The organism is Pseudarthrobacter albicanus (assembly GCF_018224015.1).
Taxonomy (GTDB): Bacteria; Actinomycetota; Actinomycetes; order Actinomycetales; family Micrococcaceae; genus Arthrobacter; species Arthrobacter albicanus.
This window is the reverse complement of the sequence record NZ_JAGPOT010000019.1, coordinates 36,237-54,252: the sequence shown is the minus strand read 5'-3', so window position 1 is coordinate 54,252 and position 18,016 is coordinate 36,237. Positions and strand designations below refer to the sequence as shown.

Genomic DNA, 18,016 nt, shown 5'->3' with positions numbered 1-18,016 from the left:
GACAAGGACGTCCCGATTCTTGCCAGCGGCGTGCCGTTCGATCAGCTCTTCACCGAGGACATGATGACCGGCGGGTACATGAAGAAGTACTTCCGGGCTGTCTCCCGCCTGACCGCGCTGGCCCGCGAGGGCCAGAACCACGACCCGTCGTAGGCCTTAACAGCAACGCGGGGTCACTTACGGCCCATCCTGACGCAAGGGATGGGCCGTAAGTGACCCCGCGTTGTTTGTAGGGACCGGCAGCAGGCCGAAGGCGCCTTAAACGCCGAAGGTGCCGGCGCCGCCTCGCGGCGGGACCGGCACCTCGCTGACGTACCTGGGTCAGAGGCCCTGCTGCCGGGGTTCCCCGGCCACAGGGGGCTCACCGTCGACGGGAGTCTCCTCGGCGACGGGTGCCGTGTCCGGCCCGCCGTTCGCCTTGTCCACGAAGTCGGAAGCGCCCTGCTGAACGGAATCGATCCTGTCGGCGTACTTTCCGCCGGTCTTTGAGTCGATGAAATCACCCGCCTTGCCGATGCCGTCCTTGATGGCTTGTTCGTTGCCACCAATTACTTGCTGAGCCTTGCCCTTTAGATCGTCAAGTAAACCCACGGACACCTCCCTTCAGTCGCGGAGCCAGATCGCTCCTTGCCTTTCGATCGTAACCGGCGCTGCTGGGGGTGCCAAGGGTGTCCGCCCACAGGGTAAAGGGAAAGAAAAAAGCAGCTCCGGGGGAGCTGCTTACTGTGGTGGGCGATACTGGGATCGAACCAGTGACCTCTTCCGTGTCAGGGAAGCGCGCTACCGCTGCGCCAATCGCCCGCAACCGGAAGGACCGGAGTGGAACTGGTGAAACTCGCTAAAATCAAGAGAGCGGACGACGAGATTCGAACTCGCGACATCCACCTTGGCAAGGTGGTGCTCTACCAGCTGAGCTACGTCCGCATTTTTAGTCCATGCCGGCTGGGCCGGTGGTGCTGCATCAAGCAAGTTGCCTTGCTTTGGTGGGCGATACTGGGATCGAACCAGTGACCTCTTCCGTGTCAGGGAAGCGCGCTACCGCTGCGCCAATCGCCCCTTGCATCCGGCCGGAACCGGAAACCAGGGTTTTCACCGAGGTGGGTACGGGATTCGAACCCGTGTATACGGCTTTGCAGGCCGCTGCCTCGCCTCTCGGCCAACCCACCGTGTAGACAGGATTCCGAAGAACCGTTGCCGTGACAGTGTCCTGCGAGCGGACGACGAGATTCGAACTCGCGACATCCACCTTGGCAAGGTGGTGCTCTACCAGCTGAGCTACGTCCGCAGATGAAGTGCGATTCCGTACCGCATGCGGCATTTCCTCGCGTTCCAACGAGTAAGAACTCTATAGGAGGTTCGGGCAATCCACAAATCGGCCGGCCCCGGCTCCCGGTGACGGGCCCCGCTTCCCCGGTTTCTAGGGGAATTTCCTAATTACAGCGGTGTAATTCGAGGGCCTGTTGCGGCCTGTCGCGGCCGGTTGCGGGGGCGGCCCGGTGCGGCGCAACAGCGCAGCCCGGCGGGCATGTCCAGTGCCCACGAGCAGGCCCGGGGGACATGTCCAGCCCTGGGCCCCGGCACTGGACACTTTGGGAATATGTCCGGTGGCCGCGGCCAAGGTGGAGCAGATGCGATGCTGGGTGATGCAGGGTGATGCAGGGAGGAGCCAGCGGGAGCCTGACCGCCGCCGCTGCCGGAGCCCGACCGCCGCCGCTGCCGGCGCCGTCGCCGGCAGCATCGCCGGTGCGTGACAGGCCGATTTCTAAAATCCGCCAGGGTGGGCTAGCATTCAATGGCATTGGGGCGATTGGCGCAGTGGTAGCGCGCTTCGTTCACACCGAAGAGGTCACTGGTTCGAACCCAGTATCGCCCACCCAGGAAATGGTCCGTTCCGCTCAACGAGCGGGGCGGACTTTTTTTGATTTGCCGGTGCTGCGCCCCTTCCTGTCTGACCCCTGTGAAAGAGTCTTTCCATGACCGCCCCACTTCTTGCCCACGCCACCGACCACGGCCGGATGTACGCCCGCTCCACGTCCGAGCAGTACACCGTCCCCTCCATCACCACGGTGATCGGGCAGCAGCCCCACGGCCTGGACGGCTGGTTCGGGTACATGGGGGCGAACAGCCTTGCCCAGGACCCCACGCTGCCTGGCATCCTGGGCAGCCCGGCCAAGGTGCGCCAGGCCGTCAGCCGGGCCGCCAAGGCCGCGGAAACGTACCGGGACAGCGCCGCCCAGCGGGGGGACCGCGTCCACAACTACTGCGAGCAGGTGGCCCTGCGTGCCCTCGGCCGGCCGCACCTGATGAAGGAAACCCGCGAGGCCCTGGCAGCCAACGGCGAGGAAGCCTTCGCCGCCCGGTTCGACGAGTGGTGGGAGCTGTTCCAGGTGGAGCCCGTCGCCCCCGAGATCACGGTCTGGAACAAGACGGTCGGCTACGCCGGCACCCTGGACCTCGTCGCGAAGATCAACGGCCGGACCTGCCTGATTGACTACAAGACCAAGGGCACCAGCCGCGACGGTACGGTCAAGCCCCTCGATGACAAGGTGGTCATGCAGCTCGTGGCCGGCATGAAGGCCGAGGAAAGCCTTGTGGACCCGGTGGCGGGGGAGTGGGAGGCCTGGCAACACGGCGAATCCCCGATCCTGCTGGCCGTCGCGGTGGGCGAGACGGAGGTCCGTCCGCTGCGGGCCAACCCCGACGTCCTCAAGCACCACTGGTGGAAGTTCTGCGCGCTCCGCCGCGTGTGGGAAATGTCCGCGGACACCGCCGCCGCGGGGACCGCGCTGCTCCCGCTGGCGCCGCCCGTCGGCCGGTGATCCCGGGCGGCTGGGCCCCGAAGCGGGCAGCTGCAACTAAACTGGACTGGATCCCGAAGCCGCCCACCGTGAGGACAGATTGCACATGGCCATTTTGAATATCCGCATCATCGGGGATCCTGTGCTCCGCACGGTGGCCGATCCCGTGACGGAGTTCGGGCCTGAACTGGCGAAGCTCGTAGCGGACATGACCGAAACGATGGAGGACGTCGAGGGCGCCGGCCTGGCCGCCCCCCAGATCGGCGTCAGCAAACGCGTCTTCACCTACCGGATCGGCGGCGTGGAGGGTCACATCATCAACCCGGTGCTGGAAAACAGCCCGGACTTCCAGCCGGACCAGGGCGAAGGCTGCCTGTCCATCCCCGGCCTCGGCTTCCCGGTCCGGCGGCACCGCCACACCCGTGTCACCGGGGTGGACCTGCACGGCAACCCCGTCACGGTCGAGGGCGACGGCATGCTGGCCCGCTGCTTCCAGCACGAAACCGACCACCTGGACGGCATCCTGTTCACCGACCGGCTCGAGGGCGAGGACCGCAAAGCCGCCCTGCGCTCCATCCGGAACACAAACTATGACGCCATCACGGAGCAGACGACGGCGAAGCGCGCCAGGACGGTCGGCTCCAGCTTCGGAGCGGGTTCTTTCGGATCCGGCGCATGAGGGTCCTCTTCGCGGGGACCCCGGCTGTTGCTGTTCCGTCCCTGGACGCGCTCGTCGCCGCGGGGTTCGACGTCGTCGCCGTGCTCACCCGCCCGGACGCGCCGCTGGGTCGGAAGCGGGTCCTGACGCCGTCGCCCGTTGCTGCCCGCGCCACCGAGCTCGGCATTGACGTCATCCGTGCGGCCAAGGTCGACGCCGGCACCACGGCCAGGATCGCCGCGGCCGCCCCTGACGTTGCCGCGATCGTCGCCTACGGCGGCCTGGTGCCGCGGGCAGCCCTGGAGATTCCCCGCCACGGCTGGATTAATCTGCACTTCTCGCTGCTGCCGGCCTGGCGCGGCGCCGCACCCGTGCAGCGGGCCGTCATCGCCGGCGACGACGTCACCGGGGCCGTCACCTTCCGCCTGGAGGAGGGTCTGGACACCGGCCCGGTCTTCGGAACGCTGACCGAGGCAGTGCACCCGGATGACACCGCAGGCGCGCTCCTGGAACGGCTGTCCCGCAGCGGTTCCGTGCTGCTGGCCCAGACCCTGTCCGCCCTCGGGGCCGGCCACGCCGTGGCCGTGCCCCAGCAGGGCCAGGTCAGCCTCGCCCCCAAGCTCGGCCTCGAGGACGGCCGGCTCGACTGGCGGCAGCCCGCTCTCGCGATCGGACGGCGGGCACGCGGCGTCACCCCCGAGCCCGGCGCCTGGACCACCCTGGCCGGGCAACGGATCAAACTCGAACCGGTCCTGCTCCGTCCCGAAGCGCCGGCGCTCCCGCCGGGGCACCTGGCTCCGGACGGAAAGGCCGTCCTGGTGGGAACGGGCTCGCACCCGGTTGAACTCACCCGGATCCAGCCTTCGGGCAAGAAAATGATGACCGCCGCTGATTGGGCGCGCGGACAGGCAACACTGGAAAGCGTGGTGTTCGAATGAGCGAATCCGGGACTGGCGGCAGCGGCCGGGGCAAGGGCCCCCAGCGCGGCGGCCAGTCCGGCGGCGGCCGGGACAGCAGCCGGCGGAACGCGCAGGGCCGCGAACGCAACCGCGGCCCGCAGCGCGACTTCACCGAGAACGCACCCTCGCAGCGCACCCGCCGGGCCGATCCGGCCCGGCTCGTGGCCTTCGAGGTGCTGCGCTCCGTCGCTTCCGAGGACGCCTACGCCAACCTGGTCCTGCCGGCCCGGATCCGGCACCACGGGCTGGACAAGCGCGACGCCGGATTCGCCACCGAGCTCAGTTACGGCGCCCTCCGCGGCCAGGGCACCTACGACGCAATCCTGGCCCGCTGCGTGGACCGGCCCCTGGACCAGCTGGATCCGGCCGTCCTCGACGCGCTCCGGATCGGCGTCCACCAGCTCGTGGCCATGCGGGTCCCCGCGCACGCCGCCCTGGACCAGACCGTGGGCCTCGCCCGCGCCGTCATCGGCGCCGGACCCTCGGCCCTCATCAACGCCGTGCTCCGCAAGGTCTCCGCCCATACCCTGGAGGAGTGGCTGGAGCTGCTGGTGCGGGATGAGACGGACGAAACCCGGATCGCCTCGATCCGCTACGCCCACCCGGAATGGATCGTCCGCGCGCTCCGGCAGTCCCTCGTGGCCCATGGCCGCCCGGTCACCGAAATCAACGATCTCCTCGAGGCCGACAACGCCGCCCCGGTGGTCAACCTCGTGGCCCTGCCCGGGCTCGGAAGCCTCGACGAGGCCCTCGACGGCGGCGCGACCCCCGGCGAACTCGTGGAAGGATCCGCGCTGTCCAGCGGCGGGGACCTCGGCCGGCTCGCCTCCGTGCGCGACGGCAGCACCCGGGTCCAGGACGTCGGCTCGCAACTCGTGGCCCGGGCCCTGGCCGCCGTCGACCTCGGGAACGGCAGCAACGACGCCGGCAGCAACGACGCCGGCAACGGCAATCAAGCCGGCGAACGCTGGCTGGACCTGTGTGCCGGACCGGGCGGAAAGGCCGCGCTGCTCGGTGCCCTCGCCCGGCAGCAGGGCGCGACACTCCTGGCCAACGAACCCGCGCCGCACCGCGCGAAGCTCGTCCGGCAGGCCCTCGCCGCGGTGCCCCACGAGGTCTGGCACGTGCGGACCGGTGACGGCCGCGACGTCGGAACAGAGATGGCGGAAAGCTTTGACCGCATCCTCGTCGATGCCCCCTGCACCGGACTGGGTGCCCTGCGCCGCCGTCCGGAATCCCGCTGGCGCCGCACCCCCAAGGACCTGGCAGACCTGGGGCCGTTGCAGCGCGAACTGCTCAAGTCCGCCCTGGCCGCGGTGAAGCCGGGCGGTGTGGTCGCCTACGTGACGTGTTCGCCGCACCCGGCCGAGACGACCGCCGTCGTGAGCGATGTGCTGCGCAAGCGCGAGGACCTTGAGCTGCTCGACGCCGGGGCCGTCCTGGACCGGGTGAGCCTCACCGGCCACCTCGAGGCCGGGCACGAGCTCACCGCGCAGCTCTGGCCGCATGTGCACCGCACGGACGCCATGTTCCTGGCGCTCATCCGCAAAAAAGCCTGAGTTTCGGGGTCTTCCGGGACACCAGACCCCAAGCACCAGCCGACCACCCCAGCAGAACGTAAAGGAATTTCATGGCCCAGTGCTGCATCAATCCGAGTATTCTTTCGGCCGACTTCGCCAACCTCGAAGCCGAACTGCGCAGAATCAGCACCGCCGATGCCGTGCATGTCGACGTCATGGACAACCACTTCGTGCCCAACCTCACGCTCGGGCTTCCCATCGTCCGGCGCCTGCAGGAGATCAGCCCGGTGCCGCTGGACGCCCACCTCATGATCGAGGACGCGGACCGCTGGGCCCCCGCCTACGCCGACGCCGGCGTGGCCTCGGTAACCTTCCACGCCGAGGCGTCGATCGCGCCGGTCAAGCTGGCACGCGAACTGCGGGCCCGCGGAGCCAAGGCGGGCCTGGCGCTCCGGCCGGGAACCGCCGTGGAGCCGTTCCTGGACATGCTCGGCGAACTGGACATGCTGCTGATCATGACGGTGGAGCCTGGCTTCGGCGGGCAGCAGTTCCTGGACCTCACGCTGCCCAAAATCCGCCGGGCCCGCGCGGCGATCGACGGCTCCGGCCTCGCGGTGGCGCTGCAGGTCGACGGCGGCATCACCGAGGAGACCATCCTGCGGGCCGCCGAGGCCGGGGCGGACGTCTTCGTGGCCGGGTCCGCCGTCTACGGTGCGCAGGATCCCGCCGACGCCATCGGGCGGCTCCGGGCCGCGGGCAGCCGCCGGGCAGCACACCAGCCGGGCAGCACACCAACTGGGCAGCACACCAGCTGAAACTGCGCTCCGACTGTGACGTCCGGCGTAATGTCCGCGGGCGGGAATAGCCGGAGCCGGCCCACAGTTGTGTCAGAATAGCAACACACATACGTGCTCCGGGGTCGGTGAAAGTCCGAACCGGCGGTCATAGTCCGCGACCCGCGAGCCGGTGCTTTCCTTCGGGAAGGATGCCGGCAGACGGTTGAACCGGTGGAATTCCGGTACCGACAGTTAAAGTCTGGATGAGAGAAGCACGTACAGCTGTTACTGCGGCGTCCTACCGGCGCCGCATGATTTTGCTGTCGTAGACCCCCGGAGCCATCGCGGCTTTTGAGGGAAGGAACGACACATCGTGGCATCAGGCCAAGCCTCCGCCCCGGTCTCCGGGTTCACCGCCGCCGAAATATCGGCGATGGACGTGGCACTGGCGGCCGCCGCCCAGGGCCCGCGGGGCGCGAACCCGCTGGTGGGCGCCGTCGTCCTCGCGCCCGACGGGACGCACCTCGTGACCGGCTGCCACCGGGGGGCAGGCACCGCCCATGCGGAAGCCGACGCCATCGACCAGGCGGCCGCCGCCGGGCTTGATCTCCGCGGCACCACCATGGTGGTCAGCCTGGAGCCCTGCAACCATTGCGGACGCACCGGCCCGTGCGCCCAGGCGATCATCGACGCCGGGATCGCCGAGGTCGTCTACGCCGTCGATGACCCGCACGATCCGGCGGCCGGCGGCGCGGCAACGCTGCGCACCGCGGGCGTCCGCGTCCGTTCCGGACTCCGCGGCGCGGGGGCGCTGGAGCTGAACCGGCGCTGGTTCGACGCCGTCGCCGCCAGACGGCCCTTCGTCACCCTGCACATTGCGCAGACCCTGGACAGCCGCATCGCGGCCAGCGACGGCACGAGCCAGTGGATCTCCAGCCCGGAATCCCTCGCCGACAACCACGCCCTGCGCGGCCGCATCGACGCCATCCTGGTCGGTACCCAGACCGTCCTCGTGGACAACCCGCGGCTCACCGCGCGGAACGCCGACGGTGAACCGGCCGGCAAGCAGCCGCTGCGCGCCGTGATGGGATACCGCGGAATCCCCGCGGGCGCCGCCATCAACGGCGACGACGGCAACGTCCTGCACCTGCCCACCCGGGACCCCCGCGAGGCGCTGGACCAGCTGTTCGACGCCGGTGTCCGGCACCTCATGGTGGAAGGCGGCTCCCGGATCCTGAGCGCCTTCCTCGCCGCAGGCCTCGTGGACGAACTGATCGTCTACCTGGCGCCGACGCTCCTGGGCGCCGGCACCCCGGCCCTCGAGGACCTCGGCATCACCACGCTGGCGGACGCCCAGCTCTGGGACTGGGATCCGTCGTCCGGCGGAGCGGTCCAGGTCCTCGGCCGCGACCTGCGGCTGCACCTGCGCCCCGCCACCCCGGAAACCGCCACAGCAACTGCTACCGCCATCTCATCCGATTCCACCCCGCACCGCACCGGTGTGGCGACTGCCGCAGGAGGCAACTGATGTTCACCGGAATTATTGCCGAGCAGGGAAAGGTGTTGTCCGTTGAACGCAACGGCGACATCAGCGCCACCGTCCGGCTCCACGCCCCCGGAACCACCGAAGGGCTCGCCCTCGGCGGGTCGATCGCCGTCAACGGCGTCTGCCTCACGGCCACGCAGATCGACGGCAAGGACTTCAGCGTCGACGTCATGGGCGAGACGCTGGACCGCAGCACCGTCGGAGGGCTCGCCGCGGGGGACTCCGTCAACCTGGAGCGCTGCGTTCCGGCCGGCGGCCGGCTGGACGGCCACGTCGTCCAGGGCCACGTCGACGGCGTCGGCCAACTGCTCGAGCGCGAACCGCTCGGCAACTGGGACCGGCTCCGTTTCGGCGTCCCGGCCGGGCTGGCCCGGTACATCGCCGAAAAGGGATCCATCGCCGTCGACGGCGTCTCCCTGACCGTGACCGCCGTGAGCCCGGCTGCGGAGCCGGAACCGTGGTTCGAAGTCGGACTCATCCCGACCACCCTCGCCGACACCGGCCTGGGCGCGAAACTGCTGGGCGGCCGGGTCAACCTCGAAGTTGACGTGCTCGCCAAGTACACTGAGCGCCTCCTCGCCTTTTCACAGCGGACGGCCGGGGCGGCAGCACACCGGGAGGGGGCGGCACTGTGAACCACGTCAAAGACATCCAGCGGCACGCCGTCGGCCACGTCGACGGCGCTGCCGTGCCCGCCGCGCCGGACAACGCCCGGGGGAGCCTTGACCCGATTGAGGACGCGGTCCGCGCGATGGCGGCCGGCCGGCCGGTCCTGGTGGTCGACAACGAGGACCGTGAAAACGAAGGCGACATCATTTTCGCGGCCCAGCACGCCACCCCCGCCCTGATGGGCTGGACGGTGCGGTACAGCTCCGGCGTCATCTGCGTGCCGCTCGACGCCGGACGGGCGGATGCGCTGGCGCTGCCCCCGATGGTCGAGATCAACGAGGATGCCAAGGGCACCGCCTACACCGTGTCCTGCGACGCGGCCGTGGGCGTCAGCACCGGAATCTCCGCCACGGACCGGGCCCTGACGGCCCGCGTCCTGGCCGATCCCGGCAGCCGGCCGGCAGCCCTGACCCGTCCCGGGCATGTTTTTCCCCTGCGCGCCGTTAAGGGGGGAGTGCGGGAACGTCCCGGCCACACCGAGGCCGCCGTGGACCTGTGCCGGCTCGCCGGCCTCGAGCCCGTGGGCGTGATCGCAGAGCTGGTGCATGACAACGGAGAAATGATGCGGCTGGACGGACTTCGCGGCTTCGCCAAGGAGCATGGCTGCCCCCTGATCTCGATAGCGGATCTGGTGGCCTACCTTGATGCGGCCCCGCAGGGCGGCCGCGCTGCCGGTCCCGCCTGAACCACGGTTGATGGAGGAGAAACGATGACGACCACTGAAACACGAGACGGGATGACCCTCGGACGGAAGCCGCATCCGGTCAGCGGGGGCCCGATCGTCCAGCTGCCCACGGCCTTCGGCGACTTCGTGGCGCAGGCCTGGACCGACCTGGCCACGGGAGCCGAACACCTCGCGGTCAGCTCGCCGCTGCCGCCGGTCGATGGCCAGGCGCCCCTGGTCCGGCTGCATTCCGAGTGCCTCACCGGCGACGTGTTCGGCTCCTACCGCTGCGACTGCGGGGAGCAGCTGGCCTACGCCCTGGAAATGATCAACGAGTTCGGCGGCACCCTGCTCTACCTGCGCGGCCAGGAAGGCCGGGGCATCGGCCTGGCGAACAAGATGAAGGCCTACGCCCTCCAGGAGGCCGGGTTCGACACCGTCGAAGCCAACGAGCAGCTGGGCCTGCCCGTCGACGCCCGCTGCTACAAGGCCGCGGCCCAGATCCTTGCGGAACTGGGGCTTAACGAGATCCGGCTCCTGAGCAACAACCCGGACAAGCAGGACCGGCTCGCCCAGGCAGGCGTCAAGGTGGTGGAGATGGTTCCCACCGAGGTCCCCTCGCGGGAACAGAACCTCCGCTACCTGCAGACCAAGAAGGACCGGATGGACCACCTGCTCGTCCTCGACGTCGAGCCGGCGGCGTCCGCGGGCCAGGGCCGGGGCCGCTTCGAGCACGAACAAGACTGATCCCACCCGCAGCACATTCCACCCGGCAGCACAGACCAAGACTTTTTACCCACGACTTAGCAGAACAAGGATTTTCAGATGAGCGGACACGGCGCACCCCAGATTGACCTCAGCACCTTCCAGCCGGAGCAAACGTCCCGGCTGAAACTGGCCATCGTCGCCGCCAGCTGGCACACCCGGATCATGGACGGGCTGCTGGACGGCGCCCTGCGCGCGGCAAAGGATGCCGGCATTCCCGAACCGGCCGTGCTGCGCGTTCCCGGCACCTTCGAGCTTCCCGTCGCCGCGGCCCGGCTGGCACCGCACTTCGACGCCGTCGTGGCACTCGGCGTCGTGATCCGGGGCGGGACCCCCCACTTCGAGTACGTCTGCGAGGCGGCCACCCTGGGCCTGACCGAGGTCAGCGTCCGCACGGGCGTCCCGGTCGGCTTCGGCGTGCTGACCTGTGACACCGAACAGCAGGGCATCGACCGCGCCGGCCTGCCCGGCTCCAGCGAGGACAAGGGCCACGAGGCCGTCACCGCCGCCCTGGCCACCGCGGTGACGCTCCAGCAGTACCGCTAAGCGGCGCAGGTGTGTCTTCGCTCACATCCCGCCCGTCATGCAGGGGCCCGGCAGGCGGGCTCCTGCCCCGAACAAGTAGGCTGGAGGGCGTGAAGAATTTCGAGTCGCTGTTCGCAGAACTGAGTGAAAAGGCAGCCGCACGCCCTGACGGCTCCCGCACCGTCGCCGAACTGGATTCCGGGGTCCACGGCATCGGCAAGAAGGTCGTGGAGGAAGCAGCCGAAGTCTGGATGGCTGCCGAGTATGAATCCGATGAGGCCGCCGCGGAGGAAATTTCGCAGCTGCTCTATCACCTGCAGGTTCTGATGCTCGCCAAAGGACTCAGCCTGGAAGACGTCTACAAGCATCTCTAGCCGCGTCCGCACCGGAACCCGCGTGGACTTTTCCGCCGGGGCCGGTGCAGTTGCGTGGCCCGCTTGACTGTACTTAAGACTTCCTAACCCGAGAGAGACCTTCCAATGCTGAGAGTTGCCGTCCCGAACAAGGGATCCCTGTCCGAAGCCGCTTCCTCCATCCTCGCCGAAGCCGGCTACCGCCAGCGCCGCGACACCCGTGAACTGGTCATGGTGGACCCGGAGAACGACATCGAGTTCTTCTTCCTCCGCCCGCGGGACATCGCCGTCTACGTCGGCCGGGGCACTCTCGACGTCGGCATCACCGGCCGGGACCTGCTCCTGGATGCGGAAGTCGAGGCCGAGGAACTGCTGCCCCTGGGCTTCGCGGCCTCCACCTTCCGTTTCGCCGGACCCGTGGGCGACTTCACCTCGATCGAACAGCTCGAAGGCAAGCGGCTCGCCACCAGCTACGACGGGCTGCTCCGGGGCTACCTGGCCGGGCGCGGCATCCGCGCCAAGGTCGTCCGGCTCGACGGCGCCGTCGAATCCTCCGTGCGCCTCGGCGTGGCGGACGCGATCGCCGACGTCGTCGAAACCGGCACCACGCTCAAGGCCGCCGGCATGGAAATCTTCGGGGAGCCGATCCTGAAGTCCGAGGCCGTGCTGATCCGCCGCACCGGCCAGGGCGGCGCCGCGAACGGCACCATGAAGGAGATCGAGGTGCTGATCCGCCGCCTCCAGGGCGTCCTCGTGGCGCGGCAGTACGTGCTCATGGACTACGACATCCGCAAGGAACTCGTCGAAGAGGCCGCAGCCCTGACGCCGGGCCTGGAATCGCCCACCATCTCGCCGCTGCGCGATTCGGACTGGGTCGCCGTCCGCTCCATGGTCCCCAAGAAGGACACCAACCGGATCATGGACGCGCTGTACGACATGGGCGCCCGCGCCATCCTGGTCAGCAGCATCCACGCCTGCCGGATCTGAACCCGGCGCCGGCGAGCGGGTATCCCATGAACGAATATCAGGAGAAGTCATGACAGTGGCCGTGCGCGTCATCCCGTGCCTGGACGTCGACGCCGGACGTGTGGTCAAGGGCATCAACTTCGAAGGACTGCGCGACGCCGGAGACCCGGTGGAGCTGGCACACCGCTACGACAACGGCGGCGCGGATGAGCTGACCTTCCTCGACGTCACGGCGTCCTCGGGCAACCGCGAGACCACCTTCGACGTCGTCCGGCGCACCGCCGAGGAAGTCTTCATCCCGCTGACCGTCGGCGGCGGCGTGCGCGGCGTGGCCGAGGTGGACAAGCTGCTGCGCTCCGGCGCGGACAAGGCCGCCATCAACACCGCCGCCGTCGCCCGTCCCGGCGTGATTGACGAAATCACCCGGCATTTCGGCTCCCAGGTCCTCGTGCTGTCCCTGGATGCCCGGCGCACCCGCCCCGGTTCGGAGCCCACGGCCTCCGGCTTCGAGGTGACCACCCACGGCGGACGCCAGGGCACCGGCATCGACGCGATCGCCTGGGCGCGTGAGGCGGCCGACCGCGGCGTCGGGGAAATCCTGCTCAACTCGATCGATGCGGACGGCACCAAGGACGGCTTCGACCTGGAACTGATCCGGCTGGCGCGGGCCGCGGTCAAGGTGCCGCTGATCGCTTCCGGCGGTGCCGGCAGGCCCGGGCATTTCCCGCCCGCCGTGGCCGCCGGCGCGGACGCGGTCCTGGCGGCGTCCGTCTTCCACTTCGGTCCGCTGGACATGATTGCCCAGGTCAAGGCCGCGATCCGCGACGCAGGCTTCGAGGTGCGTTAACAGCAACGCGGGGTCACTTATAGCCCATCCGGAAGCGGATTATGGGCGGTAAGTGACCCCGCGTTGGTTGTTAAAGGGGCCGGTGTCAGAGTCCGACTTCGGCGGATTGCAGAAGCGCGACGGCGTCCGGCTGGCCCTCGAACGTCACCAGGGCATGGCGGGTGCGGCCGTGGGCGTGCATGAGCAGTTCGCCGGGTTCCCCGACGATGGCCACCGAGACGGGGGCGCGGCGGGCAACGTGCCGCGGCCCGGAAGGACGGACCAGCACGATCCCCAGGTCGACACCGCGGTAGAGGATGGCCGCACGCTTGATCAGCTCGTCCCACAGGGCGTCGGAGTACTCCTCATCCAGGGCACGGGGCGCCCACCGGTCCACGGCGCGGCGGACGTCCTCGGTGTGGACGAAGTATTCGATCAGGTTGGAGCTTTCGTCCAGGGCCTTGATCTTCAGCGGGGACAGCGCCGGGGGACCTGCCCGGAAGGCGCCGACCAGCCGGGCGTAGTCCTCCGGGGTCTTCAGCGTGGCGGCCAGCTTGGCCGTGGCCTTGTCTGATGCCTTGGACAGCCGCTTGATCAGCAGCCCCAGCCCTACGGCGGCTTTCCGCTCGCGGAGGTATAAGTGGGCGGCAAGATCCCGGGTGCGCCAGCCGCTGCAGAGCGTGAGGGAATTAGGACCGGCTGCAAGCAGGGTCTCGGCCAGGACTTCACGGGACGGATCGACGAAATGCATCACTTGTGAAACTAGCACGAGACGGCGTTGCATGCGCACAGGAACCGCCGCCGTTTCTGCCGCCCGGCGGCAATCCGGCCGCAGGTTACGCGCACAGGTTAAGCGCGGGGCCGCCGGGGCTGATCCCCGCGGTGCCGGGAGGCACTAGACTTGAGCTGATGTCTGAGCAGCCTGCCCCCGCCCCCGTGTCCACCCCGCCGACGCCGGCCAGCCCCCTGCCGTCCGGGCTGGCGGACGCCCTGAAGCGTGACGGCGCCGGCCTGGTGGCCGCGATCGTCCAGCAGTTCGACACCGGGGACGTGCTGATGCTGGGCTGGATGGACGACGAGGCCCTGCACCGCACCATGACCACCGGCCGCGTGACCTTCTACTCGCGTTCCCGGCAGGAATACTGGCGCAAGGGGGATACCTCCGGGCACGCGCAGTGGGTCAAGTCGCTCGCGATGGACTGCGACGGCGATGCGCTGCTGGTCCGCGTCGACCAGGTCGGCGCCGCCTGCCACACCGGAACCCGGACCTGCTTCGACGGCCGCGGGCTCGACGTCGTCGTCGGGGCCGGCTAGGCGCAGCGGCCGGGCGCACCGGCCGGCTCAACGCACGGGCCGGCGCAGTCCCACAGCATTCTCGAACCTTTACGAACGGACCCGCCAGGACACTGGCGGGCGCAGACAAGAACAGGCGGAAACCACAGCCATGCAGGACCTAGGAATCATCAGCCCGGGCCTGGAAGAGTTCCGTGAACTCGCCGGCCACAGCCGTGTCATCCCCGTCCGGCTGAAGGTGCTCGCTGACGCCGAAACCCCGATCGGGCTGTACCGCAAGCTGGCGCAGGGCCAGCCGGGCACCTTCCTGATGGAATCCGCGGCCGTCGGCGGATCCTGGTCCCGCTACTCGTTCATCGGCGCACGGTCCCGCGCCACACTGACCACCAAGGACGGCGAGGCGTTCTGGCTCGGCGAACCGCCGGTGGGCGTGCCGTTGGGCGGCAGCCCGGTGGACGCCGTCCGCGACACCGTCGAGGCCCTCCGCACTGACCGCTTCGACGGACTGCCGCCCTTCACCTCCGGCCTTGTCGGCTTCCTCGGCTGGGAAAGCGTCCGGCACTGGGAGAAGCTCACCGCCCCGCCGGAAGACGATCTGGACCTGCCGGAGCTGGCGCTGAACCTCGTCACGGACATGGCGGTGCATGACAACATGGACGGCACCGTGCTGCTGATCGCCAACGCCATCAACTTCGACAACAGCTCCGAACGCGTCGACGAAGCCTGGCACGACGCCGTCGCCCGGGTGAAGGCGCTGCTGGCCAAGGTCAGCAGCCCCGTGGAGCAGCCGGTCTCGGTGCTGGATCCCACCGCCCTGGATTTCGCCGCCAGCGTGCAGGAACGCTGGGCCGAGGCGGACTACCTGGCCGCCCTGGACCGCGGCAAGGAAGCGATCGTTGAGGGCGAGGTCTTCCAGGTGGTGATTTCGCGCCGCTTCGAAATGGAATGCGGCGCCGACCCGCTGGACGTCTACCGGGTGCTCCGGAACATGAACCCCAGCCCCTACATGTACATCTTCAGCCTCGAGGACGCCGCGGGCCGGCAGTACTCGATTGTCGGCTCCTCCCCGGAAGCGCTCGTGACCGTGACGGGCGAGGAGGTCATCACCCACCCGATCGCCGGGTCGCGGCCCCGCGGCAAGACGGTCGAGGCGGACAAGGCCCTGGCCGAGGAACTGCTGGCTGACGAGAAGGAACGCGCCGAGCACCTGATGCTGGTGGATCTCTCCCGCAACGATCTGTCCAAGGTCTGCGTGGCCGGCACCGTGGACGTCACCCAGTTCATGGAGGTGGAGCGTTTCAGCCACATCATGCACCTGGTCTCGACCGTCGTCGGCAGGCTCGCACCGCATGCCATGTCCTACGACGTCCTGAAGGCCACCTTCCCGGCCGGCACGCTCTCGGGAGCCCCGAAGCCGCGGGCGCTGCGCCTCCTGGACGAACTCGAACCCCACCGCCGCGGCATCTACGGCGGCGTGGTGGGCTACCTCGACTTCGCCGGCGACATGGACATGGCGATCGCCATCCGTTCGGCGCTGCTGCGCGAAGGCCGCGCCTACGTGCAGGCCGGCGGCGGGATCGTGGCCGACTCGGTCAACCCCACCGAAGCCCAGGAAACCGTGAACAAGGCCGCCGCCCCGCTCCGCGCCGTCCACACCGCCGGTTCCCTGCGCAACGTCAGCGCGGAGTCCATCCCCGGGGCCGGCAAGCCGGCCGGGACGCAGAACTGATGGCCGCCCCTGACACCAACCCGGGCGCTGTCCCCGGAAACACGGTGAAGACCACCCCGCGCGCCTCCGCTCCCCGCTGGGCCCGGAAGTCCACCCTGGTCCTGCTCATCGCGGCCCTGGCGATGGCCGTGTTCGGCACCACCACGCAGACCTGGCTCACCGTGCACCTCGATCCGGCCCAGCTGGGACAGGCCGTCAGCAGCCAGGACGGCCTGCAGGTCCAGGGCAGCAAGGCCGCCACCACCGTGACCGCCCTCGCCCTCGTCGCCCTGGCCGGCGGGCTGGCAGCGTCGATCGCCGGCCGGGTGGCGCGCTGGATCATCACGGCGATCATCCTCCTCGCTGCCGCCGGCATCGTCAGCGCGGCAGCGATCGTGCTGGCAGACCCGCTGGCCGCGGCGCAGGGATCCATCGCCTCGGCCACCGGGATCAGCGGAAGCAGCGTCCAGGTGGACGTCACCGCGTTCCCCGCCGCCGCCGTCGTCACCGGTTGCCTGCTGGGCCTGGGCGCCCTGCTGATCGTCCCCGCGGGACGGTTCTGGAAGAACCGCACCAAATATGACGCCCCGGCAGCAGGAGCGGCCACCGGCAGCGGGACGCGCGGCGCCGGCGCCCGGGCATTGCCGGCTGACGGGCCGCCCGATGAGATTGACAGCTGGGACCGGTTGTCGCGCGGTGACGACCCCACCTGAGCCGATGCCGCGGGCGGGTCCAGCAACGCGGCCAAAAACACAGCCAAAAAATGGCAGAATGTAAGCAGTATTCATCCTGAGGAGATTTTCCATGAGCAAAGCCACTGTTTCCGCATCGCAGTCCGCCCGGGCAGACATCCAGGACGGCATCGATCACAGCGAACCGACCGGTCACGGCAACAGCCCGGCAGCGTGGACCTGCGTGATCATCATGCTGATTGGCGCCCTCATCGCGTCCATCGCCTTCGTCATCGCCAACACCCCCATCTTCATAGCCGGTGCCGTGGTCATGCTGGCCGGCCTGCTCGCCGGCTGGGTCATGCGCAAGGCCGGCTACGGCGTCGGCGGCAGCAAGCTGAAGAACTCCGGCCACTAAGGTGAGCGTTCTCGATGACATCAATGCCGGTGTCAGGGAGGATATGGTGGCGCGCCAGCGCCTCGTCACCCTGGCGGAGCTGAAGGAACGCGCCGCTGCCGCCGCACCCGCGCGCGACGCCTGGGCGGCCCTCGGCGGCTCCTCGGCCGCGCGGGAGCAGCTGAAGGTGATCGCCGAGATCAAGCGCAGCAGCCCCTCCAAGGGCCCGCTCGCGAGCATCGTGGATCCCGCGTCCCTCGCCGTGCAGTACGCCGACGGCGGAGCGTCCGTGATCAGCGTCCTGACCGAACAGCGCCGCTTCAACGGGTCGCTGGCCGACCTTGACGCCGTCCGGGCAGCCGTGGATATTCCGCTGCTGCGCAAGGACTTCATGGTGGACGAGTACCAGATCTGGGAGGCCCGGGCCCACGGGGCCGACCTGATCCTGCTGATCGTCGCCTCCCTCTCCGACGCGCAGCTGCGCGATTTCACCGCGCTGAGCCGCGAACTGGGCATGAATGTGCTGGTGGAGACGCACACGGCGGAGGAAATCGAACGCGCCGTCGCCGCGGACGCGCGGATCATCGGCGTGAACGTGCGCAACCTCAAGACGCTCGACGTCGACCGCTCCCTCTTCGCGGAGCTGGCCGGCGGCATCCCGGCCGGTGCGCTCGTCGTCGCCGAATCCGGCGTGCGCGACGTCGAGGACGTCCGCCACTATGCCGCCCACGGCGCCAACGCGGTCCTGGTGGGCGAGGCGCTGGTCAGCGACTCGACGCCGCGCGAACGGATCGCAGAATTCACGGCCGCCGGGGCAGCGGCGATCGCCGCACGCGCCTGACCCGCGCCTCCGGCACAGGCCCGGTCCGGGCGGACGCACGGGCCCCGTGCGCCACCGGGCCCGTGGCACCCCAGATACTTT

The 18,016-nt window shown here is 69.2% G+C and carries 20 protein-coding genes, 6 tRNA genes, 1 pseudogene and 1 riboswitch; of the genes and pseudogenes, 20 read left to right on the top strand and 7 right to left on the bottom strand.

The window, feature by feature from the left end; translation table 11 throughout:
• A pseudogene (locus J9611_RS21755) lies at positions 1-153 on the top strand (cell division protein ZapE); the annotation flags it as partial.
• 168 nt (positions 154-321) lie between these two features.
• Here the strand turns inward: J9611_RS21755 and J9611_RS06235 are convergent.
• The 6 genes from J9611_RS06235 to J9611_RS06210 all read right to left on the bottom strand — a co-directional run bounded on the left by J9611_RS06235 (position 322) and on the right by J9611_RS06210 (position 1,285).
• Entirely contained in the window at positions 322-591 is a 270-nt protein-coding gene (locus J9611_RS06235) for an antitoxin (protein WP_211878625.1), read from the bottom strand.
• Positions 592-726: 135 nt separating this feature from the next.
• Positions 727-801: transfer RNA gene (locus tag J9611_RS06230), tRNA-Val, on the bottom strand.
• 50 nt (positions 802-851) lie between these two features.
• Positions 852-924, bottom strand: a tRNA-Gly gene (locus tag J9611_RS06225).
• Positions 925-981: 57 nt separating this feature from the next.
• A tRNA-Val gene (locus J9611_RS06220) sits at positions 982-1,056 on the bottom strand.
• A gap of 39 nt (positions 1,057-1,095) precedes the next feature.
• Positions 1,096-1,166 (bottom strand) — tRNA-Cys (locus tag J9611_RS06215).
• A 46-nt stretch (positions 1,167-1,212) separates the two neighbouring features.
• A tRNA-Gly gene (locus J9611_RS06210) sits at positions 1,213-1,285 on the bottom strand.
• A gap of 516 nt (positions 1,286-1,801) precedes the next feature.
• Here J9611_RS06210 and J9611_RS06205 point away from each other — a divergent pair.
• The 14 genes from J9611_RS06205 to hisF all read left to right on the top strand — a co-directional run bounded on the left by J9611_RS06205 (position 1,802) and on the right by hisF (position 13,046).
• Positions 1,802-1,873: transfer RNA gene (locus J9611_RS06205), tRNA-Val, on the top strand.
• A gap of 100 nt (positions 1,874-1,973) precedes the next feature.
• On the top strand, positions 1,974-2,819 hold the full coding sequence (locus tag J9611_RS06200; protein ID WP_211878623.1) for a cytochrome: 846 nt from the start codon (positions 1,974-1,976) through the stop codon (positions 2,817-2,819).
• An 85-nt stretch (positions 2,820-2,904) separates the two neighbouring features.
• Positions 2,905-3,477, top strand: coding sequence for a peptide deformylase (def, locus tag J9611_RS06195; RefSeq protein ID WP_211878621.1), 573 nt, complete (start codon positions 2,905-2,907; stop codon positions 3,475-3,477).
• Positions 3,474-4,394 (top strand): methionyl-tRNA formyltransferase, encoded by a 921-nt coding sequence (gene fmt, locus J9611_RS06190; protein WP_211878619.1) that lies wholly within the window; start codon positions 3,474-3,476, stop codon positions 4,392-4,394. Before def ends, fmt begins: the two co-directional genes overlap by 4 nt.
• Positions 4,391-5,974, top strand: a complete 1,584-nt coding sequence (locus tag J9611_RS06185) for an RsmB/NOP family class I SAM-dependent RNA methyltransferase (protein WP_211878617.1) — start codon at positions 4,391-4,393, stop codon at positions 5,972-5,974. Before fmt ends, J9611_RS06185 begins: the two co-directional genes overlap by 4 nt.
• A 71-nt stretch (positions 5,975-6,045) precedes the next feature.
• On the top strand, positions 6,046-6,750 hold the full coding sequence (rpe, locus tag J9611_RS06180; RefSeq protein WP_211878615.1) for a ribulose-phosphate 3-epimerase: 705 nt from the start codon (positions 6,046-6,048) through the stop codon (positions 6,748-6,750).
• 89 nt (positions 6,751-6,839) lie between these two features.
• A riboswitch (FMN riboswitch) is annotated at positions 6,840-6,991 on the top strand.
• Between the two features lie 153 nt (positions 6,992-7,144).
• Entirely contained in the window at positions 7,145-8,239 is a 1,095-nt protein-coding gene (gene ribD, locus J9611_RS06175) for a bifunctional diaminohydroxyphosphoribosylaminopyrimidine deaminase/5-amino-6-(5-phosphoribosylamino)uracil reductase RibD (protein WP_211878632.1), read from the top strand.
• Entirely contained in the window at positions 8,239-8,892 is a 654-nt protein-coding gene (locus J9611_RS06170) for a riboflavin synthase (protein WP_211878613.1), read from the top strand. Before ribD ends, J9611_RS06170 begins: the two co-directional genes overlap by 1 nt.
• 53 nt (positions 8,893-8,945) lie before the next feature.
• The gene (gene ribB / locus J9611_RS06165; RefSeq protein ID WP_211878631.1) at positions 8,946-9,611 is read left to right on the top strand and encodes a 3,4-dihydroxy-2-butanone-4-phosphate synthase; all 666 of its coding nucleotides are present in this window, start codon (positions 8,946-8,948) and stop codon (positions 9,609-9,611) included.
• 24 nt (positions 9,612-9,635) lie between these two features.
• Positions 9,636-10,337 carry a GTP cyclohydrolase II gene (ribA, locus tag J9611_RS06160; RefSeq protein ID WP_211878612.1) on the top strand — a complete coding sequence of 234 codons (702 nt, stop codon included), beginning with the start codon at positions 9,636-9,638 and terminating at the stop codon, positions 10,335-10,337.
• Positions 10,338-10,415: 78 nt separating this feature from the next.
• Positions 10,416-10,901, top strand: coding sequence for a 6,7-dimethyl-8-ribityllumazine synthase (gene ribH, locus J9611_RS06155; protein ID WP_211878611.1), 486 nt, complete (start codon positions 10,416-10,418; stop codon positions 10,899-10,901).
• 89 nt (positions 10,902-10,990) lie between these two features.
• Positions 10,991-11,254, top strand: a complete 264-nt coding sequence (locus J9611_RS06150) for a phosphoribosyl-ATP diphosphatase (RefSeq protein WP_211878609.1) — start codon at positions 10,991-10,993, stop codon at positions 11,252-11,254.
• 105 nt (positions 11,255-11,359) lie between these two features.
• Positions 11,360-12,220, top strand: a complete 861-nt coding sequence (gene hisG, locus J9611_RS06145) for an ATP phosphoribosyltransferase (RefSeq protein WP_211878607.1) — start codon at positions 11,360-11,362, stop codon at positions 12,218-12,220.
• A 49-nt stretch (positions 12,221-12,269) separates the two neighbouring features.
• On the top strand, positions 12,270-13,046 hold the full coding sequence (gene hisF, locus J9611_RS06140; protein WP_211878605.1) for an imidazole glycerol phosphate synthase subunit HisF: 777 nt from the start codon (positions 12,270-12,272) through the stop codon (positions 13,044-13,046).
• Positions 13,047-13,131: 85 nt separating this feature from the next.
• Here the strand turns inward: hisF and J9611_RS06135 are convergent, their stop codons facing one another.
• Positions 13,132-13,776: a TIGR03085 family metal-binding protein gene (locus tag J9611_RS06135; RefSeq protein WP_211878630.1), complete on the bottom strand. Its 645-nt coding sequence runs from the start codon at positions 13,774-13,776 to the stop codon at positions 13,132-13,134.
• A gap of 158 nt (positions 13,777-13,934) precedes the next feature.
• On the opposite strand from J9611_RS06135, the gene hisI reads away from it, so the two are divergent.
• The 5 genes from hisI to trpC all read left to right on the top strand — a co-directional run bounded on the left by hisI (position 13,935) and on the right by trpC (position 17,935).
• Positions 13,935-14,339 carry a phosphoribosyl-AMP cyclohydrolase gene (hisI, locus tag J9611_RS06130; RefSeq protein ID WP_211878603.1) on the top strand — a complete coding sequence of 135 codons (405 nt, stop codon included), beginning with the start codon at positions 13,935-13,937 and terminating at the stop codon, positions 14,337-14,339.
• A 130-nt stretch (positions 14,340-14,469) separates the two neighbouring features.
• Complete coding sequence (locus tag J9611_RS06125; RefSeq protein ID WP_211878601.1) at positions 14,470-16,047, top strand: anthranilate synthase component I; 1,578 nt, start codon at positions 14,470-14,472, stop codon at positions 16,045-16,047.
• The gene (locus J9611_RS06120) at positions 16,047-16,739 is read left to right on the top strand and encodes a Trp biosynthesis-associated membrane protein (RefSeq protein ID WP_211878599.1); all 693 of its coding nucleotides are present in this window, start codon (positions 16,047-16,049) and stop codon (positions 16,737-16,739) included. Before J9611_RS06125 ends, J9611_RS06120 begins: the two co-directional genes overlap by 1 nt.
• Before the next feature lie 91 nt (positions 16,740-16,830).
• Positions 16,831-17,115, top strand: coding sequence for an HGxxPAAW family protein (locus tag J9611_RS06115; protein ID WP_211878597.1), 285 nt, complete (start codon positions 16,831-16,833; stop codon positions 17,113-17,115).
• A gap of 1 nt (position 17,116) precedes the next feature.
• Positions 17,117-17,935 carry an indole-3-glycerol phosphate synthase TrpC gene (trpC, locus tag J9611_RS06110; protein WP_211878595.1) on the top strand — a complete coding sequence of 273 codons (819 nt, stop codon included), beginning with the start codon at positions 17,117-17,119 and terminating at the stop codon, positions 17,933-17,935.
• The last annotated feature ends 81 nt before the right edge of the window (positions 17,936-18,016 follow it).